The 24,519-nt window shown below is 52.6% G+C and carries 18 protein-coding genes; 8 read left to right on the forward strand and 10 right to left on the reverse strand.

Annotated elements, in window-relative coordinates:
- The 5 genes from VFO10_RS12050 to VFO10_RS12070 all read left to right on the forward strand — a co-directional run.
- The coding region (locus VFO10_RS12050; protein WP_325140392.1) for a DUF1731 domain-containing protein at window positions 1-978 on the forward strand (978 nt) is incomplete at its 5' end.
- A 141-nt stretch (window positions 979-1,119) separates the two neighbouring features.
- Window positions 1,120-3,234 carry an ATP-binding protein gene (locus tag VFO10_RS12055; RefSeq protein ID WP_325140393.1) on the forward strand — a complete coding sequence of 705 codons (2,115 nt, stop codon included), beginning with the start codon at window positions 1,120-1,122 and terminating at the stop codon, window positions 3,232-3,234.
- Window positions 3,235-3,361: 127 nt separating this feature from the next.
- Entirely contained in the window at window positions 3,362-3,691 is a 330-nt protein-coding gene (locus VFO10_RS12060) for a cytochrome c (RefSeq protein WP_325140396.1), read from the forward strand.
- Between the two features lie 4 nt (window positions 3,692-3,695).
- On the forward strand, window positions 3,696-4,781 hold the full coding sequence (locus VFO10_RS12065; RefSeq protein WP_325140398.1) for a porin: 1,086 nt from the start codon (window positions 3,696-3,698) through the stop codon (window positions 4,779-4,781).
- A 91-nt stretch (window positions 4,782-4,872) separates the two neighbouring features.
- A complete protein-coding gene (locus VFO10_RS12070) occupies window positions 4,873-8,211 on the forward strand; it encodes a hypothetical protein (protein WP_325140400.1) in 3,339 nt (1,112 codons plus the stop codon).
- On the opposite strand, the gene VFO10_RS12075 is transcribed toward VFO10_RS12070, so the two are convergent.
- The 8 genes from VFO10_RS12075 to VFO10_RS12110 form a co-directional block, all read right to left on the reverse strand.
- Window positions 8,192-9,022 (reverse strand): transporter substrate-binding domain-containing protein, encoded by an 831-nt coding sequence (locus VFO10_RS12075; RefSeq protein ID WP_325140402.1) that lies wholly within the window; start codon window positions 9,020-9,022, stop codon window positions 8,192-8,194. The genes VFO10_RS12070 and VFO10_RS12075 overlap by 20 nt on opposite strands.
- A 78-nt stretch (window positions 9,023-9,100) precedes the next feature.
- Complete coding sequence (locus VFO10_RS12080; protein WP_325140404.1) at window positions 9,101-10,456, reverse strand: MFS transporter; 1,356 nt, start codon at window positions 10,454-10,456, stop codon at window positions 9,101-9,103.
- A 1-nt stretch (window position 10,457) separates the two neighbouring features.
- On the reverse strand, window positions 10,458-11,480 hold the full coding sequence (locus VFO10_RS12085) for a cyclopropane-fatty-acyl-phospholipid synthase family protein (RefSeq protein ID WP_325140406.1): 1,023 nt from the start codon (window positions 11,478-11,480) through the stop codon (window positions 10,458-10,460).
- A gap of 23 nt (window positions 11,481-11,503) precedes the next feature.
- The gene (locus VFO10_RS12090) at window positions 11,504-12,784 is read right to left on the reverse strand and encodes a cyclopropane-fatty-acyl-phospholipid synthase family protein (protein WP_325140407.1); all 1,281 of its coding nucleotides are present in this window, start codon (window positions 12,782-12,784) and stop codon (window positions 11,504-11,506) included.
- The gene (locus VFO10_RS12095; protein WP_325140409.1) at window positions 12,750-13,556 is read right to left on the reverse strand and encodes a DUF1365 domain-containing protein; all 807 of its coding nucleotides are present in this window, start codon (window positions 13,554-13,556) and stop codon (window positions 12,750-12,752) included. The genes VFO10_RS12090 and VFO10_RS12095 overlap by 35 nt, the downstream gene beginning before the upstream one ends.
- Window positions 13,550-14,818 (reverse strand): NAD(P)/FAD-dependent oxidoreductase, encoded by a 1,269-nt coding sequence (locus VFO10_RS12100; RefSeq protein WP_325140411.1) that lies wholly within the window; start codon window positions 14,816-14,818, stop codon window positions 13,550-13,552. The genes VFO10_RS12095 and VFO10_RS12100 overlap by 7 nt, the downstream gene beginning before the upstream one ends.
- 16 nt (window positions 14,819-14,834) lie before the next feature.
- Window positions 14,835-15,665, reverse strand: a complete 831-nt coding sequence (locus VFO10_RS12105) for an acyl-CoA desaturase (RefSeq protein ID WP_325140413.1) — start codon at window positions 15,663-15,665, stop codon at window positions 14,835-14,837.
- 195 nt (window positions 15,666-15,860) lie between these two features.
- Entirely contained in the window at window positions 15,861-16,808 is a 948-nt protein-coding gene (locus tag VFO10_RS12110) for a fasciclin domain-containing protein (RefSeq protein ID WP_325140415.1), read from the reverse strand.
- Between the two features lie 484 nt (window positions 16,809-17,292).
- On the opposite strand from VFO10_RS12110, the gene VFO10_RS12115 reads away from it, so the two are divergent.
- The 3 genes from VFO10_RS12115 to VFO10_RS12125 all read left to right on the forward strand — a co-directional run bounded on the left by VFO10_RS12115 (window position 17,293) and on the right by VFO10_RS12125 (window position 22,069).
- Window positions 17,293-18,162 carry a TIGR02147 family protein gene (locus VFO10_RS12115; protein ID WP_325140416.1) on the forward strand — a complete coding sequence of 290 codons (870 nt, stop codon included), beginning with the start codon at window positions 17,293-17,295 and terminating at the stop codon, window positions 18,160-18,162.
- A gap of 13 nt (window positions 18,163-18,175) precedes the next feature.
- Complete coding sequence (locus VFO10_RS12120; RefSeq protein WP_325140418.1) at window positions 18,176-19,192, forward strand: hypothetical protein; 1,017 nt, start codon at window positions 18,176-18,178, stop codon at window positions 19,190-19,192.
- Between the two features lie 144 nt (window positions 19,193-19,336).
- Window positions 19,337-22,069, forward strand: coding sequence for a 7TM diverse intracellular signaling domain-containing protein (locus tag VFO10_RS12125; protein ID WP_325140420.1), 2,733 nt, complete (start codon window positions 19,337-19,339; stop codon window positions 22,067-22,069).
- Here VFO10_RS12125 and VFO10_RS12130 read toward each other — a convergent pair.
- The gene (locus tag VFO10_RS12130; RefSeq protein ID WP_325140422.1) at window positions 22,066-23,052 is read right to left on the reverse strand and encodes a universal stress protein; all 987 of its coding nucleotides are present in this window, start codon (window positions 23,050-23,052) and stop codon (window positions 22,066-22,068) included. The genes VFO10_RS12125 and VFO10_RS12130 overlap by 4 nt on opposite strands.
- Before the next feature lie 344 nt (window positions 23,053-23,396).
- A complete protein-coding gene (locus VFO10_RS12135; protein ID WP_325140424.1) occupies window positions 23,397-24,419 on the reverse strand; it encodes a trypsin-like serine peptidase in 1,023 nt (340 codons plus the stop codon).
- Window positions 24,420-24,519: the final 100 nt, after the last annotated feature.

Raw genomic sequence — 24,519 nt, forward strand, 5'->3', positions numbered from 1 at the left:
GAGGAATCGGGGCCGGGCTCGCACTTTCTATCGGCTGTATGCCAGGATTGGGAAGACGCCGCGCGCTCTGTACCTGCCGATCGGCTGGTGATTTTGCGAGTGGGCGTCGTGGTCGGGCCGAACGGAGGCGTGATGGAAAAATTGCGTCCTCTCTTTGCCGCCGGACTCGGAGGGCGTTTAGGAGACGGCCGTCAGTACATGAGCTGGATTCATCGCGACGATCTTGTCACGATGTATAGCGAGGCTCTGAAGGACAAAAGCTGGACGGGAATCTATAACGCGGTCAGTCCTGAGCCTGTCACCAATCGCGTTTTCACCAAAACTCTCGGCAAGGTCCTGCACCGGCCGGCCGTGTTTAACGCTCCTGCATTCGCCATGCGCGCGGCCATGGGTGAGATGAGCGACATGGTGCTGAAAAGTCAAAAGGTCCTTCCGAAACGTCTCTTGGAACGAAGCTTCCGTTTTCGATTTCCGACGCTGCATGGCGCGTTGGAAGACGCGGGAACCTATCATCGTCTGGAAACCGAGCAGTTCCTTGCCCGGCCCCTTTCCGATGTTTTCCAGTTCTTCTGCGATCCTCACAATCTGGAGCGCATTACGCCGAAGTCTTTGAATTTCAAGATCGAGACGATCAGCAGTCCGGCCATCAGCGCTGGAACCACGATCACCTATCGTTTGCGCCTTCACGGTGTGCCCTTCCGTTGGAAGACTCTGATCAAGGAATGGGAGCCCGGACGCTATTTCATTGATACTCAGGAAAAGGGGCCCTATGCGGTCTGGCATCATACTCATCGCTTTCATGAAGTTCCTGGCGGAACCCTCATGACGGACGAAGTGAAGTACCAGGTGCCCCTGGGATGGCTCGGAGAAAGCACGGCGCTGCCTTTCGTTCGTAGTGAAGTTCGGAAGATTTTTCAGCACCGTCGGACGGTTATCGATCAAATCTTTCCCCGCGGCGCATCGCGAAAAGCGGTTTAATTTTAAAACGTAAGTTTCTGTTTCCTGTGTAATTTAGATGGGTTAATGGCAAATCAGGCAGTTCTGCTCATCATCGAGCTTAACTGCCTTTGTCTTTTTCACGATAGACCAAAGGTCTCGAGCTTTTGCATATGGATGTATATGAAAAATCTCTCTCTTCGGATCTGGGTCATTGGCGGTGTGTTGGCGACGATCGTTTCCTCGGTTGCGCTGGGGACCTGGCTGTTTTTGAGCAGTCAGCAGAAAAAATTGCTGCAGGAAGTGCACGAGACGCATGGACGCGTGACGCGAGTCCTGGCCCTTGGCGTGCAGAAGGCCGTCTGGGATCTTTCGCCCGAAAGCGCTGCGCCTTTGGGCAAATCGGTGATGGATGATCCGCGCATCGTAAGCGTGAAGATCTTTGACGCGAACAACGAAGTCTTCTGGGAAGACAAGGATGAGAAACGTCGCATCGGAACGGTGGTGACCCAGGAAGTCCCGATCAAGGCGGAAGAGCAGGTCTTGGGGAAAGTCGTCGTGGAATTCAGCATGGCCCAGGCCGCGGCTGAAATCCGTTCGCGCATGGTGGATTTCATCGGCCTCGCCGTCGCAGAAATCATAGGCTGCGTTTTGGTGCTTGCTGTCTTGCTGCATTTCCGGGTGCTTTCGCGGATCGATCGTTTGAAAGCGGAAGCCCACGAGATCGCCGAAAAACGCCTGACCAAACCCTTCGTATGGAATGAGAAAGACGAGATCGGGAGCCTTGGGCAATCTTTGGAGATCACGCGCCAGTCTTTGGCTCAGCTTTTTGCAGAACTGGAACAGAAGAATAAATCCCTGACAGTCATGAACGATCAGCTGGAGGTCAAAGTTCAGGAACGGACGGCGACGATCAAGATGATCCTGGATCATGTGAAAACAGGCTTCCTTTTGATCGACAGAAATTTCACGATCCTCGAAGGCTATACGCGAAGCTGCGAGGTCCTCCTGAATTCGAGTCAGATCCAGGCGAAAAAGCTCAGCCTGGCCCTGAATCTTCATGGCGAAGTCGAGAAGCACTTTCAACTGGCTCTTCTGCAAGTTTTCGAAGACGAGATGCCGGAATCCGTCTCCCTCGGCCAGATCCCCAAGACTTTCGTGATCGGTGATCGGACCATATCCCTGGAAGGCAGCACGATCCGTGATGCCAGCGGGCACATTAGCAAAATTCTTTTCACCATCGTGGATGTGACTCTGCTGAAGAGCATCGAGCTGGAGAACCAGATCAACCGTTCGATCGTCAACATCATGCAGAATATGAATTCCTTCCGCGACTTCATCCAGGATTCGCGCGATCGCTTGAAAAACTGCTATACCGCCATCGAAACCGGCAACATGGTCGTTCTGCGCCGCGATCTGCACACCCTGAAGGGGAATTCAGCCGCCTTTGGCATCCGGCAGGTGGCGGACCTTATTCATTCCACCGAAGACAAGGAAAATATCGTTCCTGAGTATCTGACAGGGATTGAAGAGAGCCTTCGGGAATTCCTGGATAAGCATTATTCCCTTTTGAAACTGAAATTCGATACTGAAAACCGCCGCCTGATTTCCATTGATGAACACGTCCTCGACGAGATCGAGCGCGACATTTCCCAGCTGGATAATGGAAGCGAGCTGAAGGATCATGTCAACCAATGGCTGTCTGAGATGCGGAAGGATACCGTGGAAAGCATGCTGGGTCCGATCAGCAGCTATGTCCAGAAACTGGCGTCGCAGCGTGGCATTGATTTGGACTTTATCATTGAAGGCGGTGACATCCGCATGGGCCGTGATGAGGCCGCGGACATCTTCCAAAACCTCGTGCACCTTTTCCGCAATGCTGTGGATCATGGTCTGGAGCCTTCGTTCGAACGTGGCAATAAACCCGAGCGGGCTCGTCTCATGCTGAAAATCACGGCCGAGGATCAGAACTATCTGATCCGCGTGGAAGATGATGGACGCGGGATTGATGCGCAAAGGGTGCTGAAGAAAGCCCTGGATATGGGTATTTTGAGCGCTGAAGCTGCCTCGCGAATGAAGCGCGAGGACATTCTGCAGCTCATCTTCAACGACGGTCTCAGCACGGCTGAAACCATCACCGATATCTCGGGCCGTGGCGTGGGTATGAAGGCTGTCAAGGACGCTATTGAATCGGCCGGCGGTCAGATTCATATTCAAAGCCAGGTCGGTGTGGGTACTCAATTCCTGCTGCGCGTGCCCATGCATAAGTCCCTCAGAGGACAGCGCAGCGCCGCCTAAAAGCCACAGACTTCGTAGTTCCTTTCATAAAAACTCCAATATGCCGAAAGACGGGGCTTTTCAAGCCCCAAGCCTTGCACTAGATTCGTGATGGTACGACATGAGTCAAGTGATAAGGAGTCTCATTATGAGAATGCTTCTTCTGCTCATTCCCATCGCCATGAGCTGGACAGCCTGTGGCCAAAGGGAAGTGAAAAGCGGAGTGACGGAACCATTCCCCCCGAAATTCAGCGCGATCCGTTCCACGATATTGATGCCGCGCTGCGCCCGCTGTCATTCCCTGGTGGAGTCGCGGAAGCTGCTCCTGGAAAAATGGGTGGTGCCAGGGAGTGCTTTGTCTTCAGACCTTTTCGAAGTGATTGACGGCGGATCCATGCCTCCCTATGGCAATAAACTTTTGGATGAGGAAGTGGAAGCGATACGTCTTTGGATTGATGCAGGAGCGCCCAATGATTAAAATCATGCGATTGCTTATCCTGAGTATCCTCTTTTCCAGCTCCGCCTGGAGCTTTCCAGAAACCGTGCGTCGTGGTTATTTCAGCTGCGCGACCTGCCATGTGAGTGTAACAGGTGGGGGCGTGCTGAATGAGTACGGCCGCCGTCTTGAAGAAGAATTCATGGCCACCTGGGCCCGCGAAGGGGAAGCCGACTTTCTGCATGGCTCGGTGAAACTCCCCGAATCATTGAATGTCGGAGGTGATGTCCGCTTTCTTTCCATCAAGAATGATAATCAGATTACGGAAACTCAGACCGGATTTCCGATGCAGGCCGACATCGAGCTGGCCTGGACGCCTTTGGAAAAGCTGACCATAGTAGGGGCCTTCGGTGCTTACAGCGGTCAAAGTTCCAGTCGCCGGTATTACCTGCGTTATCAGTTCACCGACAACTGGCAGGCTCGGGCTGGACGTTTCTATCCAGCCTTCGGCCTCGCCAACCCGGATCATTCTCTCTTAAGCCGTCGCCTGCTTGGTTTTGATGAACATCAGGAAAATATGAACGTCGAAGCCGCCTATACCAGCGAAACATTCGAAGTCGTGGCCGATGTCATCGCCGGTGGGGAAGAGGAAGGTGATCAGGAACGTGAGCAGGGCTACAGCACCCGGGCATCCACCTTCATCGGCAAGCGCACCAGCCTTGGACTCAGCTACATTCATGGTAAAGGGCCGGTGTGGGAACGTGATGCCTTCGGACCTTTCCTCATGATGGGATTCACGCCGAACAGTTACATTCTCAGCGAGATCTATTACCAAAACAAAAAGCCGGTGGAAAGCGATGACCTGTCCACACCCGAACATGCGGCGCTGATTACGAGCAGCAAAGTCGGCTACGATATTTTCCAGGGCTTTCAGGTTTTCGCGAGCTTTGAATCGGCGGATTCCTCGGGGGACAAAGAGTACGTAAGGCGGCAGAGGGTCTATGGCCCGGGCATTCAGTGGATACCAAGGCCACACTTTGAACTCTATGGTCGTTTGGATCGACGACTGGACGAGAACTATTCGAAGGATTATGGCTACCAGGCTTTGCTGGTGAGCCATTACTGGTTCTAGTCAGCATTTTTGCGTTCTCACTTTCCCTCTTGACAGAAACGCATCATCACAATATGTTACGATGCTGTTTTGGCGTATTCAGGGGGGTGATATGTTCGGTAAGGTTCTTGGCTCATTATGGGTCCTTATCCTTTTGTTTGCCCCGGGTTGCTCGAAACTTGAAAACGGAGTTGACGCAGGGCAGCTCGAATGTGGCGAGGACCTTGGCTCTTCAAAGGTCGTTAAAGCTCTACAACCCAATGGGTCTGAGTTTTCCGACCTTGCGGTTTCGTCGGCCGCGATCATTGATTCGACTGGTGCTCGCCTCCCTTTGCGCACAACATCGAAAAGTTGCGTCATCCTTCCAGAGCAAAAGAAACAAGGTTCTTTCATTCTTATTCAGGTCAATGAATCTCAATCCCAATATTTTTACTTCGGTCCTGCTGATCCTGCAGAGAGTGGCCGTTCGTTCCTTTTGAGAAACGTTGTCCAGCCTCGGTTTGAATGGAGCTGCCCCCTTGCGGCTGGGACGTCTGCACGGTCCCTGACACTGGCATCTGAAATCGATTCGAGTGCGTTAAGTCCCTATGTTCTGCGCTACACGATCACCCAGGGTGATCGTCCCATCTCTGAAAAGTGGCTTATCCAACCCCAGGCGATTGAAGTCGATCTGAAGAAAAATGGAGCGGTTTTTCCCGATGGGCCTTACCAGATTAAGATGGACCTTTTTGATGTGAATCAGAACCAGAACTGGGAGAAAGCTGCGCGAACGCGGTCCTGCGAGATCATCGTGGATAATGAGGCCCCATCGGGCATTCAGCCAAATTTTGGAAGCAGCACCTTTGGCCTTTTGGATCAAACGTTTTTCGAGGTGGAACCCGGTCGAACCGTGTATTTCCCGAACGCTGATGGATTTGTCGGGGATATTTTCTACTGCCTCGTCGGCCTTGCAGATGATGGAACGGATGTTTCGGATAGTTGCGAGAATCCTGAAGGCTTCTCTCGCTTGGCCTCCAATGTGTTCCTGCCAACATCCGGTCTATGGCGCTTTGTGTATTTCGCCCAGGATCAGGCAGGTAATAGGAGTGGTCTGGAGTCCCGCCGCGTTGCAATAGTGGATGGTAAAAATATTGCGAACCTTCTTTTGCGTGTCAAGACGTCGATTCTGCTTCTGGCTAACAGTCCTTTCGATGCTCTTGACTTGGCTATGCAGAACTTTTTCGAGTTCACTGGTCTTAAGACCCTGGTTGAAAAGGCCCGGGTTCGCCGAGATATAGCGGACAGTATTCTCGCCACGGCCTTGCAAAGTGTTCCGCGGAGACGAAGTCTTGATGCGACGGAGTCAGTCGTCGATTTCAAAGTTGATGAACAAAGTGGAGATGTCTTCTACCTTAATGGGGATGGATATCTTAAGAGACTCGACGCCGAGAAGCTCCAATTGGTTTCCGAAAGCAGAATTGAGGGAAATTCTCCCCTTATTGTTCCAAAAATGAAACGGATATATGTATTCGATGATGCAACGCTCACCATTCAAGATTTGAAAGGGAAAGTGATTAACAGTCTTGACCTGGGACGGAGTATGGCTTTTAAGAATTACCAGGTCCTTGGGGATTCATCAGCTATCATGTTTAGTAATGGCGTCGATATCATTATCTTAAGTGATCAAGACCGTTTGCTGCTGAATAAGCTCGTTCCCGAGGCGCTTCAAGATATTTACCTGCTCAAGGGAGTGAGCTATCAGACCTTGACTCGTGACAGTCAAGGCCGGATTGTTGTCGACAAAGGCGAGAATCAACAGATAGTTATCGATGCCAGTACATGTTTTCCAGAAGATAATTTGGCTTCACTCTCTGTGAAGTTTACTCCCAAAGGCAACTATGTGCAGGCGCAATCCATGGGTAGATTCGCTCTCTTTAACCTTAAAGGTGAGCAAATACATTGCTCTTTCGATGATATAGGTTGGATAGATGAGGACGAAAATTTTGCCGTTGTTTTGGACTACGTTGATGAGCGGAACAACGACGGAAGGAAATTCTACTTAACGCTTTATGAATTTCTGAAAGGCGAAGGCGCTTCTGAAAAACTGGAATCTGTCTACTATTCAGATTTGTCTGAGGGCTCTATTAAACGCATTGAATTCCTGACCAAGGAATTCTTTGTGATGGAATACTATAGTGGATTGGTCAAAATAGTTGATTTTGACGGAAATACCGTCTCGCAAGTCTCGAAGCTCGATCTGCATTCGGAACGGTTACAGTACGATCGTGTCAGACGGCGGATCATGGGCACTGTCGGAACGGATTTGATGGAGTGGAGACCCTTTGAACAACCAGTTCAGAGATTTATTAAGTCCTGGCCGGCTCGTCCGAAACGGAACGAATACCGATTCAAATTTGTGGGTTCTTCGGCACTTGTTAAAAATGAAGACAAGATCTATTTTGCTCAAAATATGGACGCGCCTTGGAGCTTTCTGAAAGAATCAAAGTTGGAGTTGCGCCAGGCTGAAAGTAACTCTGTGAGTGGCCGTATTGCATATTCCCTTGGGGACTGGAGTGGAGAAACTCTGGAAATTTTGGACAAGAAAGGCAACGAGCCCGTATTCTCAATGACATTCGAGCAGGCAGAGATTCTGCGTTTGAAGTGGGTGAGTTCGTCAGGCGATCTGCTGATTTTTGATGATTCAAATAAGTTGCACGTTGTCAGCGAGAGTTTATTTTCTTATGAATCGACAGAACTGGATTTTTGCCAGGGCAGCATAACACAGGATATTGGCTTTGACAGGTCAGGGAACATTCTAGCAGTATCGTGTCAAAACGGGGTTCTGAAAATTTTTAAAAATGACGGCAGTGGGTGGTTGTCCGTAGCTGCAAATGAACTGAAAAGTTATGCTGTAGCGATAAAGGTCAGTCCCCAAGGGGATGGCGTGTTCTTCACTGATGAACTTTCAAAGGTTGGTCCAGTGAAATACTGGAATTTCCGAGGTCCAATCCGAAACCTGTCGGATGATTACAATTTTGATTTTGAACTTGTCTCTGTTGCGGCGAGCGGGACCAGTATATTGGGTTTGACCTCATCTGGAATCTGTCAAGCCAAGACGACAAAGACAACCGCCGAATGTCTGGCGCCTCCTGGTTCTTATGTCGGAGGTTTTCAGTATATAGAGGAGCAAGGTATTCTTGTCGTTCACAGGGATGAGCGACTCCTTGATTTATACAGTGATGCTGGAAATTTAATCGCAACGATAAAGCCGCCGCGGCTTGATAATCCCAGGCGTACTTCCTATATCCTTGATTTTGCATGGTTTGAAGAAAAACTCTATGTAGCTGGCTTGGCTGGTATTTTCGCCTATGAGATCGAGCCCGAAAAAATAGTGGCCAAACACTGTCAGATGTCTGGCCTTGACTTCGAGAGCGCTTGTAAAACTGCCGGTTTCAGTTCTCCCAATCGCTGATACCATATTTCGTGAGGAGGGACTTGAGTCGACCGTCTTTCCTCATGGCCACCACGGTATTTGACAGGAGCTTAGCATAGTCTTTTGCCTTCGGTTCCTTAGGGCTTAAGGCGATAGTGACGTCATCAGGATTCAAACAGCCCGCGTTTCTGAAGGTATCTGGTGCCAGTTTATTTACGTGCAGGTGATTTTTCATAACGCTTGTCTCTTCCACGAACGCATCAATTCGCTTCGCATTCAGCTTCTTAACGTTCAGAATCAACGACTGATCACCGGGTACTGCCTGGATGGGACTATTTACATCAAACTCTTTCTTGGCCTCAGTTTTACCTTTGGCCTTGCTTTCCTCTTCCTTGGCCTTGAAATAACTGGACACGTATGTCTCGAATGGTTCTCCATAGGTATAGCCTTCTATGACGCCGACTTTGATCTTTTTGAGGGAATTGGGACCGTCAAACTTCCAGGTAGAAGAAGGTTGGGTGAAAAAGCAATTTTTGGTTTTCCCCAGTGTGGTGGACGTAAATATAAAATCAGGAGCATCCGAGCGAGCAGCTCCCACGATACCGTTTATAAGCCCTTTTCGACCTCTGTCGATGGCAGTGTTCCAGCTAATATTTTTATACTCAACATCCATCTTGATGCTGTCGAAAGCAATCTTCGCGATCTCGATCATATAACCTGGATTGGCATCTGTGTCCTTGCAATTGAAAGGACACCAGACATCAGCCTGCAGTTTCACGACGGGCCGAGTCTGGGCGCCAACCCAGGTAGACGAGCTTAAAAGAATAGCCAGGCCAATGAAAAGCTTCATGTGCGTCCTCATAAAAGATGTAAACTCTGTCGCCCATTATACAGGCAGACGCACACTGGGACCAAGGTATGGATATACTTACGAAATCCGAAACCGGCGTTTCTGCAGAATTCTCTGTAGCTGAATGACCTTAGCCTGCCGCAAAGGGTAGTACAAAACCAGGATGGCACCGGCGATAAAAAAGAGGCCAACGCCCGGCCCGAACAGGATGGCAAGGCCACGCAATGTCTCTGAAGAGGGAGGCGTACCGGGTACAAAGCCGATCGCTTCCAATAGAAATCCAGACAGCCCGATCGCAATCGCTCGCGCGATCTTGGTCCCGAGTTTCCAAAGACCAAAGTAGCTGCCGTAATCCGCGTTGCCCGTCCGCACGGCCCCATAATCCACAGCGTCAGTTACCATAACCTCCAAAAGGAAAACAGAACCGAGAAGAACCCCCCCAATCACGGCCATGACCAGAGGTCCCTGCATCTCGTGAGGCTGCATCAAAGGGTAGGCGATGGAGCCGGATAAACCCATAAGCCCCACACCGCCTGCCAGAAGACGCACTTTTTCAAAGCGTCGGCTCAAAAGATTCCAGCCGATTATGCTTGCGATAATGATCAGCGTGAAAAGCACCAGGACCTGTTCTATCGCTTTCTCGGGAAGCTGCAGATAGAGCCGGTAATAATAGAGCGCAAGACTGGAATTGATGGCCTGGCCAATGGTCGCCAGAATAAAAGCCGTGATCAGTATTAAAAAGGGCCGATTGCGAATCAGCCCCCGCACCATGGCCAGCGGATTATGCTGATGGGGATTCTGCGTGACTTCGATCGCGCGATCGGCCCGCGCACTGGCCACCACGGTCGCCAGCGTGCAGAACACCACAAAGGCACCCAAAACGGCCGCACTTTGCCAATAAGCACCCCATGAATTCCCAAGCCGTGACATGAAAAAACCGGGGACCGCGATTCCCGTGAGCAGACCGATCGTTGTAAAGAAATAACGCCAGGCAAAGATGCGGTTTCGGCTCGCCTCGTCGCGACTGAGATCCCCACCCAAAGCAGCATGCGGGACACCAATCAGCGTCATGGCTGTATTCAGGAGCAAATAAAGCCCGCCGATGGCCAGGACTTGACCCAGGCCCTGCATGGTCTTGAGTTGAGGCAAAAACAGGGCCGCAAGGAGCAAAGGCAGAAGGACGAGGCCCAGGAGGAGGTAAGGGGTGCGGCGGCCCCAGCGGGTCCTGGTGCGATCGGAGAGCCAGCCCGCGATCGGGTCAATGACCCCATCCCAGAGCACGCCCATGGAAACAAGGAGGCCGGCCACGGCCGGCTGGAGGAGCAGTTCATTGGTCAGATAGAAAAGAAAATGCAAACGAATGAACGTTTCTGTTGCCGAAAGGCCGCCTTCTGCGGCGGCATAACCACACTCCCGCCAGCGCGTCAGTGCCATCTTATTTCACTTTGCTGAAAAGGTAATGGCTCACATGCCATTCGTTGCCTTGACGGAAACCCCAGAGTTCCGCGCAGGCCAGGAAGAAGATCTTCCAGAAGTTCCACCACTTCAGCGCCTCGTCCTTGTAGTGGGTGCGGAAGATCTCCATGATTTCCTTTTCGTGAGCCTTCATGTTCGCGAGCCACGCTTCCGAGGTCTTCTGATAATTCTGGCCGTTCACCACCCAATGCTGATCGACGCGCAGATCCTTGTTGAAATAAAAAAGCAGGTGGTCGCTCGGCATGATGCCACCTGTGAAGAAGTTGCGGCTCAGCCAGTCCGAGGCATCGTTGTCTTCGAAAAGATAAGCGAGGTTTTTATGCGTGAAGATATGAACAAAGAGCTTGCCCTCAGGTTTCAGCCAGCCTGAGATCCGGCCCAAAAGTTTTTCATAGTTCCGCATATGCTCGAACATTTCAATCGACACCACGCGATCAAAGGTCCGATTCAGTTCCAGCTTGTTCACGTCCTGGGTGATGATTTCAAGGTTCTTGATGCCCAGCTCGGCGGCGCGGCCCATGATGAATTCACGCTGGGGTCTTGAATTCGAAACGCCCGTGACCTTGCACTTCGGAAAGCGTTTGGCTGCGAAAAGGCTGAGCGATCCCCAGCCGCAGCCGAGTTCCAGGATCTCCATTCCATCCTGAATGCCCGCGCGTTGCAGGTAAACCTCCAGCATTTTCTCCTCGGCCGCGGACAGATCCTTGGGGGACTCGTCCCACAGGCCACAGCTGTATTTCAGCCAACGGCCCATGACGAATTTAAAAAATTCAGGCGGCAGTTCATAGTGCTGGCGATTGGCTTCGCCGGTCTCGATCGCGATCGGCGATTCCTTGAGCTGACGGATCAGGTTGTTCAGATGGTCCTGGCTCGCCGCCACATCATGTTTCGACTCGTCGGCGATGCGTTTTCTGAGCAGCTGCTGAATGCTGAGGCGAATAACTTTTTCCGGGATCAATCCACGACTCAAAAGGGCTTCCATGCTAGGCTCCAGGTGCGAACGATTCAGTCCGGTTGATGATTGTTGGGACGGGTCATTCCAATCTGCGCGACCGTAATGTTGCGCATGCTGAAAGCCGCTTCACAGTACGAGAAGTAATAGTTCCATTTCCGGCGGAAGGCCGTGTCAAAACCCAGTTTTAGTTTTTCAATCCGCGGGAAATTGCGGTTGAAGTTCTGCTGCCACTCGCGCAGGGTACGGGCATAGTCAAGGCCCATCTCTTTATAATCCGACAGAATGAAGCTGCGATCATCCTGATTCGCGGCATCCAGGAGCGCGGTGATCGACGGCAGGAGCGAGCCTGGGAAGATATGCTTTTGAATCCAATCGACGCCGTTCTTGAAGTCCTCGAAGCGGGAGTCCGGGCTCAGTATCACCTGATGCACCATCTTTCCGCTCGGTTTCAGCCACTCCTCGCATTTTTCAAAGAAAGTCGGCAGGAATTCAGCGCCCACCGCTTCGAGCATTTCCACGGTGAAAATGCGATCGAACTGCCCATGCAGCTTTCTGTAGTCCATGTTTTTGATCGTAACCAGATGCTCCAGACCACGCTGCCGCACCTTCTGCCGCGCAAAGGCAAACTGCTGTTCAGAGATGGTCAGCGTCGTCACCTCACAACCATAGGTAGCGGCCAGGAAACAGGAGAATTCACCCCAGCCCGTCCCGATTTCAAGGATCTTATGATGCGCCTTCACTCCGGCCATCTCTGCCATATTCTGAAGTTTACGCCGCTGCGCCACCGGCATGGGTTCCGCTTCGTCGCTGATGTAGAGAGCGCTGGAGTAGGTCATGGTCTCGTCCAGAAAGCTGGAAAAGAACTCATTGCCCAGGTCATAGTGATTGCTGATATTCTTCCGCGAGCCTTCGACGCTGTTCTGATTCAGGCTATGATGCATGCGATTGACCGCCGCCATCGCATTCACCAGGATATTGCGAATGTTCGCCCGACCGCCCGACATCGACGGCATGTCCTGCAGATTCAGGATGAACCAGCGGATGACCTTGCCGATATCATCAGTGTCCCAATCTCCATCAACATACGATTCCCCAAGCCCGATATCGGTAGCCAGGACCAGCTTCCGAAAAAAGACAGGATCATTGACAGTGATGCGGGCCTGGACCTCGGAGCCCCGGCCGAAGCGATAAACGCGTCCACTCTGGACATCGTCGATGATCAAAAGCCCCCGTTTCATCTTGCTGAAATGCTTGTCCACCAGCGCTGCAAACAGGGACGGGCTTTGTTCCGAGGCCTTACGTAATGTGTCGCTTATGATCTTTGTGTACATAATAATCCCTCTGCTGTTCAGGATGTTCCTCTTTTTTGAAATAAGGAATGCGTTTGATCATCAGACGTAACGCGTGCCAATGGATGGCGCCTAACACCCTGATGGGCGTCAGGGGCATACGAAACAGATAGCCCACAAGACTCCAGTCGCTCACAGCATGCAGCTGCCCCTCCATGCTCGCATAGAGTATGGGTTCCTTGCCTTTCACTGTCGTGACCTGGACTTTCAGAGTATCTTCATTTCTTCTGATGTCAAAGATAAAGTCGGCATCGTGTTCAATAAAAGGCGAGACATAATACTCTTTTGGAATGCGCTTCATCACGTGTCCGTCGCGCCCCAAAGGTCCTATGTAATAGAGTTTGGCGTCGCCAAAAGTATTGTCAACTTCTGCCAGGCAGAGGGTGTCCGACCCCGTTTCCACGAAGAAGACGCTGATCGGATTGAAATTCACGCCCAAAGTGCGAAGGTGCGCGAAGACCTGGACGCGGCGCACGTCCACGTCGTGGCCATGGTCCTTGAGCCAGGCCTTGATATTGCTTTTGATGTCCGGCTGCCCATAATTCAGAAAATCCTGGGCCCCAAGGCTATAGAGGGAGCGGCCTCGGGCGGAAAACGTCCAAAGTTCCTTATCGAGCTGCGGAATTTCGTCGGCATCGATGAGCCCATAGAACACGCGGTACGTAAAACGATGCGACTCTCGTTTTCGTAAGCGTTCATGGATCACCAGGGCATTCACCAGTCGACTCCGCAGGACGGGGACTGGTTTCACCATGGTTCTCTCCCTAATAAAGCCCGTGACAGGTTCACGGCCGACATGAAGGCGTCTTCATGGAAGCCGTATCGGAAGTAGCTGCCGCAGAAATAAAAGGGATCCGGGCTTTCGTTCAGTTCGTGCAAGCGTTTTTGGGCCTCGATCGCATCGGAATCGAAGAGGGGATGGTGATAGGTGATCCGGCGGTGAACCTTATCAGGATCAAGAGTGCCGGGTTCATTCAAGGATACGAAGTAGGGGACGTTCTCGGATAGGCCCTGCAGGCGATTCATCCAATAGATCGTGGTCGGCTGAACCGCGCCCTTGTCGTCCGCATCAATACGATAGTTCCAGGACGACCAGACTCCGCGAAGGCGGGGCATCACGCTCGCATCGCTGTGCAGGACCGTCGTGTTCTCCTGATAGGAAAAGGCGCCCAGAAGCTGCTTCTGCAGGGGCAGGGGCTTGGCCAGAAGCTTCAGAGCCTCATCGGCGTGACAGGCCAGGACCACTTTATCGAAGCTTTCCCGGGTTCCGTTCTGATGCTGAATGCAGATGCGGCCATCATCCTGCTGGGTGATGCTTTGAATCTTCTGATCCAGGCGGATACGGTCTTTGAACGGCGCAATCAAACGCTGCTTATAGGCTTCGCTGCCGCCGTCGATCGTATACCACTGGTGCTGCGTGTGCAGGCCTAAAAAACCATGATTGTGAAAGAAGCGGAGCAGGGTCTTCGCGGGAAAGAGCCGCATTTTTTCAGGAGGCGTCGACCAGACCGCGGAACTCATCGGAATAAGGTATTTGTGAAAAAAATCATCACCGTAGTCCCGAGCTTCCACCAAATCGGAAATGGTCCACTGATCGTAACGCGGGTCTTTCAGGATTTCGATGGCATCGGAATTGAAGCGATCAATGGCCAGGAGCATGCGGATGAAGCCGATATTCATCAGGTTGCGGCGCTGACGGAACAGCCCGTTGAGCCCCGTCCCGCTGTATTCCAGGTCGGTGGGCGTATGCCGGACGGCAAAGCTCATATCGGTCTTTTTCATGGGCACTTCCAGCTGATGGAACAGCCGGAGGATCAGGGGATAGGTCACATGATTGAAGACCATGAAGCCGGTATCTATGGGGACGCGACGTTCGCCTTCTTCCACAAAAACAGTGTTGGTGTGCCCGCCAACATAATTGTTTTTTTCAAAAAGCGTGATGTCGTAATCTTTTTGCACCAGATGGGCCACGCCCATCCCGGCAATGCCGGTCCCCACGATAGCCAGACTTTGCATAGACGGTTGACTCCTGCTATGAATGCGCTGGCTCCGCCCCTTGGGGAACCAACAGCTCTTTCGGCGGTACCTTTACGTCCCACACCAGTCCAAACAGTTCCATAAACTTCAAAATCATGAAGCTCGGATCGAACTGCCACCAGGTAAATCCCTGACGAGCGGAGAAGGGGTAAAAGTGATGGTTATTGTGCCAGCCTTCACCCATAGTGATCAAGGCCAGCAATGCACTATTTCGACTGTCATCTTTTGTATTGTAGGGACGACGGCCGAAAACGTGAGACAAGGAATTAATTGTAAACGTTCCGTGCCACAGAAGAATGGTGCTCAGAAAAAAGCCATACACCAGTCCAGGCAGTCCCCAGATCGCAAAAATCAAAACGGCCAAAGTCATGGGCGGCACGAGATAGTGACGATCGATCCAATCGATTTCCGGAAAGCGGGTGAGATCGGCAACCTTGGTGCGATCGATCACGCGGTTTTCCTTTTTTAAAACCCAACCCAGATGAGCTTCCCAAAGTCCCTTCTGCCTTGGTGAATGCAGGTCCTTGGGCGTGTCCGAATACTTGTGATGATGACGGTGAATCGCCGCCCACCAGATCGGACCTCTCTGGACGGACGCTGTTCCTATCCAGGCCAGCATGAACTGAACAGGCCGCGAGGTTTTGAAACTCTTATGCGAGAAGTAGCGATGAAAGCCCGCCGTGATGCCGAACATTCGCAGGTAATACATTGCAAAGCACAGCCCAAGCAGGCTCCATTCAAAAGGAACGAGCAGAAGACTGGCGAGGCCCAGAATGTGGATGACAATGAGAGTCAGACCAGCTGGTTTTTGGAACTTACGCTTCATTTTTCCTGCCTTGTGTGTGAGACGGTCGGTGTACAACCGTTTCGGTTCATAGGAAATGTGACGCGTATATTATTGGGCATTGCTCGCCGACTTGTACATCCATTGCAGCAGCGTTTACAGGACTTTGACGTTTGGCCCTGTTGGACGCCAAAATGCCTCCCCCTAAACGAGGGAGGCTTGCTAACTACCCGACCGTTATTGAGCCGGAGGCAAGAGAACCTTGTTGATCACATGGATCACGCCGTTCTTCGCTTCGATATCAGTTTGCAGGATTTGGGCGTTGTTGATGTAGGCGGCGTCACCACGAAGTTCTGGAGTCAGAAGGCCTTCCATCGCTGTTTTCAGCTCTTTGGAAGCCAGAACGTCCGAGGCTTTCACCGTTCCTGGTACGACGTGGTAGAGGAGGATGGAGGTGAGGGTGGCTTTATCAGCCAGGACTGCATTCAGAGTGGCTTGACCCAATTCTGCAAAAGCTTCGTTCGTAGGTGCAAACACAGTGAATTCACCTTGCTGCAGCGTGTCCACAAGGCCAGCCGTCACCACAGCGGTTTTCAGAGTCGAAAAGCGGGCGTCTTCCACCACGATGTCGACCAGGGACTTATCGGTGGCTGGGGGAAGCAGCACAGTATCAATAGCGTGAATCACACCGTTGCTGGCCAGGATATCGGTGCCAATGATCTTCGAGGAGTTGATGAAGGCACCGTCCTGGTTTGCGGAGACTTTCAGGTTCAATTCATTGGCGGTTTTCAGGTCTTTGGAGGCAAGGACTTGGTCTGCCTTCAGCGTGCCTGGAATCACATGATAGAGAAGCACGCGGGTCAACGCAGGCTTGTCATTCAAGAGAGCATTCAGGGTTTCAGCAGGGATTTTGGCGAAAGCGTCGTTGGTCGGCGCGAACACGGTGAACTCACCTTTGTCGAGCACGCTTACGAGGTCAGCTTTTTCCAAGGCGACTTTCAAGGTCGAGAAGCGCTGGTCAGCTACGACTGTCCCAGCCAGGCTCAAGCCAGGCTTCATCTGAGCATCGCTGCCCATCGCGATCGGGGTGGCATCATCGTCATCATCATCTTTTTCACAGGCATAGCCAGCGAAGAGCGAGACGGCGAGCAGTGCAGGCAAGATGCGGATTTTCCGAGAAAACATGGGAACCTCCAAATATTAGCGAAAGACGACCATAACCCTTGCGTTTTCCTGCTTCTTCTATAATGCATAAGTTTTGACAGGAAAACATCTATGCATGCACAAGAAATATCTTGAATACCAAATCATGTCAATGAAAAATCTTTATGCGTTGATTGATAAGGGTTTTATGAGATCATCCTCATGGAGTCCAGAAAAAAAATCTCAAAATCTGTATACGGATGCACGGTTCTGTATACGGAGGCACAAGAATCTTAAGGAAACTCATGTACGCTGAAATAAATTTAAGGAAATCGGCAGGTTAATTTTCGCGTTTCGAATTGCGGTATACGGGTGTCTTGTATCAAATGTAAAATAAGCAAATAAAAACAAGGTGATAAAAAATATTGGAGGCTTTGTATCCAAGATGTGAGGAGGTTCTTGTATACGCTTGGGACCTGAGGTATATACCATTCGAGTTTGAGCATACAGACAGGAAGGTCACGCCATGGAAACAGAAAGTCGGAAGGTGTTAAGGGAAGTTACTCATAAGTTCCCGCCCAGTACATTCTACAGCTGCAGCGATTTCTTTCGGACCCTGCATAAGCAAACGAAGACCGAGACGCGCAACTATTCCTATCGGCAGCTGTCTGTCGACCTGGGTTTTTCGGCGACCAATCTTGTGCACCTTATTGTTCAAGGCAAACGACCTGTGACCGAACGCGCGGCGGGTAAAATCGTCGAGGCTTTGGATCTGAAGCGTGATGAGCGCCGTTATTTTCTGGCGCTGGCCCGTCTGACTCGTGAAAAAAGTTCGGAAGACATCTCCAAAACTTTTCGCGAAGCCCTGGAAATCAGAAGCGGAATGATCACCTCCCGGCTGGAACAGGAACAGTTCGCTTATTATAGTGAGTGGTACCACGCGGTCATTCGCGAGATGGTCATGCTTGACGAGTTCCAGCCCGATGGCCGCTGGATCGCTTCGGTCATCCGTCCTTCCATTTCCGCAAAGCAGGCCGAGGAGTCGCTTGAACTTCTGCAAAAACTGAAACTGATTCAGAAGGATCCGGAAACCGGGCGCTTCGTCCAGACCAATCATATCATCTCGACCGGTCCTGAAGTGATGAGCCTCTCGGTCCAGAAGTTCCACCAGGAATCCATTCCTCACGGACTGGAAGCCATGGTTACCACGCCCCCTGACCTTCGCCACATCTCGGCTCTGGTTCTTTCCGTGTCCGCCTCTCAGTTTGAGAAAATCAAACAAGAGATTGAACTGTTTCAACAAAGGCTGCTAGAACTTGAACGAGATCGGTCACAAGGGAAGCCCGATCGCGTTGTGCGCCTGAACATGCAGCTCTTTCCCTCGTGTTTGATGTGAAAGGATGAAAGCCATGCAATCCCCTCGATACACCGCACAACTCGCGGCGCTCCTCGGTAGCCTTGCCGTCGGCTGTGGAACGCAAATCGGCAATCCCACCGGAGCCGGGATTGCGCGCGTCACGGATGATCCCGGTACGCTCGGCACTTTGGTGAACGCGGCCTTTCTTCAAACCGTGGATGGGATGAACATGGGCGATTACGCCTATTCCCGCACGGAAAGCCGGGTCTCGACCGATCGCAGCTGCCAGCCTCAGAGCGGTTCGGGCCTTAGCCTCGTGGATAAAGCCGATTCAAGGCACTCGGTGAAAGACGAGACCGCGGTCTGGTACGCCCTTTCCGAAATGAATATCAAACGCAGCTATGAAGATGCATGGACTCAGAACGGGACTCTCCTCGCCTGTGACCCGAATGCACGTTCGGTTCGTTTCAACTATGAACGCCTGCAGCTGGGTCCGGTTCGTTTGGAAAGTCGCGTCAACGAAGATCTCGTGCGCAGTCTGACCCTGACCGATATCAAGGAAAAGCAGGAGCTGCGGCATAACCTGACCTTCAAGAAAACCGGCAAGCGCACGCTGGATTTCGTGAACTATGCTGAGCTTGGTCGTAACGTGGTTCTGGAAGCCCAGCTGAACAATCAGGTGGAAAGCGCCATCTCTTTGCCCACGGCTGACGGCGGCCAGGTGCCTGTGACCATGCAGCTCCAGGAACGCTTCCCCCTCGACTTTGCCATTACCCTGGATGCCAACCAGGATTGGACCCGCTATGCGATCGCCAGCGGTCGGCAGGAATTTGTTATTCCCGCGACGGGCGAAGTCCTGCGCCTTGAATTCCGAAATGTGAACTTCACCCGCGAAAGCGGTTGCGTTCCCGTCTCGGGGCAGATGGCGGCCACCGTGATCCGTCCGAATGAGGACGAGGTCCGTTATTCGATTAGCTTCCAACCCAATGCGCCGCTGAAATTGAAGGCCGAGAGCGGAACCGAAACTTTGGTTCTGGCACCCTTTGCCTGTGTTCTGAAAGAACGCTAAAAACCCTCAAAAAGAGGAGGCCAATCTGGGGCCTCCTCGATCCGATCGTCCTTCCTTCGACATTCACTACGGTTTGCAGTGTTCAAGTATGCCCAGCGACTGCCGATGCAGAGAATGGGGAAAATCTTCCATTGCAAGGCAGGCATGCGGCTTCTTCTTTCTATTATCCTGGCCTTTTTCACCGCACCCGTTCGGGCTGAGGGTGATGGGGCGCTCTTTGCTGAATGGGAGCTTAAGGCATCCTATCGCGAAGACCCCGGCGGCGTGCTAAGTGTGGAAAAAATCATCCAGCTTCCGACCGAGGCCTGGACCAAGGTTCCACCGAAGGGCCTGAATCTCGGATTCAAGCGCGAGCCTCACTGGTTCCGTCTGCCTCTGCCCCCCTGTCAAGCGGGTGAGAGACTCATCTATGAAATCGCCTATCCCCTGCTCGACCGCCTGGATGTCTGGCTCCTCGGCCCGAATGGTCCCACAGGTCCCGTCACGACCGGAGACACCTTCCCCTATCAGCAGCGGCCTCTTGAACATATCGGCTTTGGTTTTCCCTACACCTGCGGCCTGCATCAAGAGGTCATCGTCCGCGCTCACACGACCAGCTCCATGCAGCTCCCGATGAGTATCTGGAAAGCGCCCGCCTTCGACCGGCATCTTTTAACCATCGAAAGACCCCAGCTCCTGTATTTCGGAGCGGTTCTGATCATGGCCCTCTATAATTTCTTCATCTATCTGATCGTGCGCCGGCCGCCTTACCTTTACTACGTCCTCTTCGTTTTATCCTTTGCGACCTTCCAGGCTGGCATCAGCGGCCTTGGTTTCCGTTACATCTGGCCCACTCTTCCTTCGGTCAATACGCACATCATAGATAAATCCATCAACTGCATCGGAATCTTCGCCTTTGCGTTCACCCTGTCTTTCTTAAACGCCAGTACGCTGACTCCCCGGCTCTATCGTTTCAGCATCTGGCTTCTCGGGGCATTGGTCGCTTATACCGGCGTTACGTTCCTGCTTCCTGGAATTATAGATGTCCGCATCAGCATCGTCTTTGTCACCTCGGCCATCCTTATCGCTCTTTCCATTACGGGGCATAGCATAGCCAAGCGCAAGCGCGAGGGTTATTTCTATGGCCTTGCCTGGACCACCTTTCTGTTTGGGACCATTGCCCTGTCGCTGAACAAGCTCGGTATCCTGCCAAGGTCCGCACTCACCGAATACTCTCAGCAGGTCTCCTCCGTCCTGGAAATGCTGCTCCTTTCCTTTGCCCTGGCCGATCAGATGAACATCCTGCGTTTCAACCTCGCCCAGTCGCATGAAAAGCTCGAAAAAACCCTGCAGTCCATCGAAGAGATCGTCGATCAGAAGACGCAGAGCATCCGTTCGATCATGGATACCCTTCAGGTCGGTATCATCACGATCACCTCCCAGGAATTTCTGATCGAAGCCGAATACTCCCGGCATACCGAAGACTGGCTCGGTGAACGACAGCTTGGCGGCAAACGCTTCCCGGATGTTTTCCTGGATCGGCTGGTTTTGGGCGGGGATGCCAAGGCCCTGATCATCTCGGCTCTGCAGGCCATCATGGATGAACCGCACGAAAACTTTGAATTCAATGGTTTTCATCTGCCCCAGGAGGCTCGCCTTCTGACTGCATCAGGCCCGAAGGATATCGTGCTCGACTGGACGCCCATCCTGAATCACGAGGGCCGGGTGATCCGAATCCTGATCGCCTTCCATGACGTGACCGAACTGCGCAGTCTGAAGCAGGAGCAGGCCAGTCAGTCGCGCAAGCTGATCCGCCTGAATCAGCTTCTGAGCGCGGATGATATGGCTCTGCGGGTGTTTTTGATCCAGGGGCGTCGGACACTGGATTCCATGCATGACTCCATCATGGGAGCCGGTGAGATTCCACTGCTTGTTCAGGGGCTCTTTATTGTTTTCCATACCCTGAAGGGGGAGTCGCGTTCGCTCGGCCTGACGGAACTCTCGGATCAGTTCCATCTGATGGAGGATCGTCTGGATCAGGTTCGCCGCGATGTTCAAAAGTGGAATGCGGCCGGGATGCTGAAAGATATCGGCACGGTCGAAACCCTGATCTCCGAGTTTGCCAGCCTCTATGAAAGTCATATCGGGTCTTTGACCGAGGAACGCGTGGTGCCCATTCGCCAGGGAAAATTGGAGCATTGGGAACGGGCCCTGCAGCGTCTGACTCCCCGTAGTCCCGACGAAAGCGTCGCTCATGGGCAGCTTTTGAATGATCTGTTTCATCTTCTTTACATGGACCTCACGACCTACGAGGAAAAACTGCAGAACCAGGCGCGACGAATGGCTCGCGAAATCGGCAAACCCGATCCTCAGGTTCTGCTCGCGGGGCAGGGCATATTTTTAAGTCAGCGTCTGGTGGAGCAGCTTGATCATGTGTTCATTCACATCCTCCAGAACTCGCTGGTCCATGGATTGGAAAGCGCCGAGGAACGCAAGGCTGCCGGCAAGAGCACAGCGGGCCTTATTTACATCAAGCTGGCCCGCGTCGGCAATGAAGTTCAGCTGATCGCGCGGGATGATGGTCGGGGTGTGAATATCCAGGTCATCCGGGAAAAGGCCATGGAGTGGGGGATACTGAAGGCCGATGAAATCTTGAGCGATCAGAAACTCGAAAGCTGCCTTCTGCACGCCGGCCTGAGCAGCCGTGAGGATGTTGGGACGCATGCCGGTCGGGGTGTGGGTATGGGCGCTGTCAGGCAGTTTGTTGAGGAACTGTCCGGGCGCATGGATCTCGACTTCGCGCCCGAGCGGGATGGCCATCGGACCTTTGCCCTGGTATTGACCTTTCCCGCCGCGCTGTTTCCGACGATTAGCATGGAGCCGCTGCAGGCGGCTTAAGCTTCCGGATCCGGCACGATGATGGTGGCGACATGGGGTTCGACCATGGCTTCATAGGGTACCTTGCCGAGGCTGAGTCGTCCGCGGTGCAGCATGTGATGCTTGCCGAAGATCAGGACACTGCTTTTCGTCTCCACTGTCAGCCGATGAATTTCTTCGATCGGCGTTCCAAAGCGCACACAGGGTTTATACTTATATTCCTGGAGGAAACTCGCATCGAGGGTTTCGAGGCGTTTTTTCAGCTGTTTTTTCAGATCGGCCTTGGTTTGCTCGATATAGGCCTGGCTCGTAAAATCCGGATTCGCGGGAATCTGGCCTTCGAGCATCGCGATCCGAACTTTCTCCACCATCTGATTGATCTCGCGATAGCTCATCGGATTGACATGCGCATGGACCAGATGATCCACATCAATGGAACGACAGAAACCCATGGCCCCTTTCAGAGCCTGCTCCCCATCATGCCCCAGATCGTCGGCGACCATGACGCTTAGCCCATGATTCTGAAAATCCATCGGCCTGTCCCCGGGAACGACCATGACCGGGTGACGGGAATGAGCCATGAGCGCGAGCGCCGTGGACATGCCCCCCAGAAAGCGCGGATGCCGTTCGCGATGAAAGCCCACCATGACCAGTGTGGCCTTGGCCTTGCGGGCCACTTCCTCGATGGCATCCTCGGGATAATCGCGAAAAACCCTGGTTTCGCAGACGATGCTGCTCGGCAGGCTGTCACGCAGAGTTTCCATTTTATTTTGAGCCATCGCGATGTCGGCGTCGCGCGCCTCCTGTTCCAGTTCTTCATAGGGGAGCGCAAAGCCTTCGCGCGCCAATGAATAGGAACGATAAGGTTCTGTGGCATGCACGAGGATCAACTGCGAGCCGGTTCTTTGCGCCAGGGAAACGGCCGATTGGATGATGTGATCCTCGCGGTCATTCAGGGAAAGACCGACCACTATCGTGGTGTAGGTGCTGAATAGTTCAAGCATGGCTGGCTCTCCTCGTTTGAATTGGGGCAACAAAGCGTTTGTGCCCCCAGTCTAACCGCTTCCTGACTGAAGGCCAAGGCGCGAGCGATTGAGGGAAAGTGCGCAGAGGGCGGAGGAAAGCTCACAGCATGCTCGAAGACACGCGGGCTAAGGTGTTGATATAACAGGAAAGGACGACGGCATGATAGTTGCTGTTCCATACTTTGGAACACCCAAATGTTCTGCTGTTCGGCTGGTTCATCACCGTACGAGGACATGGTCGAGGAAAAAGTCGCACAGCATGTAGCGTATATCCGTCCCAACAGGTTGAACCGGGAGCTTCAAAAGCTTCCGGTTCATTTTTTTTATTCGAAGGATGGAGTGGAGAGCTGAACGGATTCCGAGGTGCCCGAGTAATCGGTGAGGATGATGACGCTCACGGGCGTGGGCACATGATCAAACTGCAGGCTCTTCTTTCCGGTATGTTCCTGGGTGCGGCCGATACCATCTATAACGATGACCTTGTCATAACCATCCTCGACCGACACATCCATGTGAAAGCTGACCGCGGCGCCTTGCTCCCGGGTGAAGTGCACCAGATCTTTTTTCAATTGATCGGCAAAGGGACCGAAACTCAAAGCCTGGGGCTGGGCAGCGGCGGCTTTCAGGTCATCGGTGATCGTATGCAGGGTTTCCGGGTTTGGCAAATAGGTGCCATAATTTTCGCTGTTGTCCGCGTCACCATTATGGACGCCGATGACTTCCAGGGTTGTGGCATCCAGCACAGGACTGCCGCTGTTGCCAGGCAGTGTATCGCAGCGGTGATGGAAGATTTGCGACTCGGGATCGGTGCCCACGGTCGCGTCACAGGTTCCGCTCAGGCTCAGCGAGCGACCTTTGGGATAACCCAGAACCATGGCCTTCGCGGTCAGGTTCATGGCGCGGGGATCGCGCTCCAAAACAACGGCTGTAGCCGGAATGGGATCCACCTGTATGAGGGCATAGTCGGCCTCCTGGTCGTATTGGTATTCCAGGACTTTCAAGCAGCGTGAACGATTCTGCTGCGATTCACCGGCCAGAACCCCCCAGGTGATATCCATCGAGTGACAGGACACTTCCAAAGGATTGGCAGCGAGGTCAGCCATGCAGTGACCGGCTGTGGCCACGACGCCGTCACCCAGATGAAAGGCTGTGCAGCCGCCGGTCATGCGACCGATCGCGGGGAATTCCTTCTTCAGATCGCTATTGGGCAGGGGCGTATTCGCATCGATTTCAATCATGGAATCGTGATCAATGATGGAACTGGTGCTGGAGTTTTCCGATTCAGCAGCCGGCTGACAGGCGGTGATCAAAACAAGCGTGCTTAAAGTCAAGGCATGACGGATCATCGCACTCCCTCGGGTGTTGTCAGGGTCCAGCATTTTATATGGATGTGTCTTGGTGAATCTCAGCAGTCACCTGAGGCTAACACTAAATTAGCCAGCCAGT

This window comes from Oligoflexus sp., from assembly GCF_035712445.1.
GTDB lineage: Bacteria > Bdellovibrionota_B > Oligoflexia > Oligoflexales > Oligoflexaceae > Oligoflexus.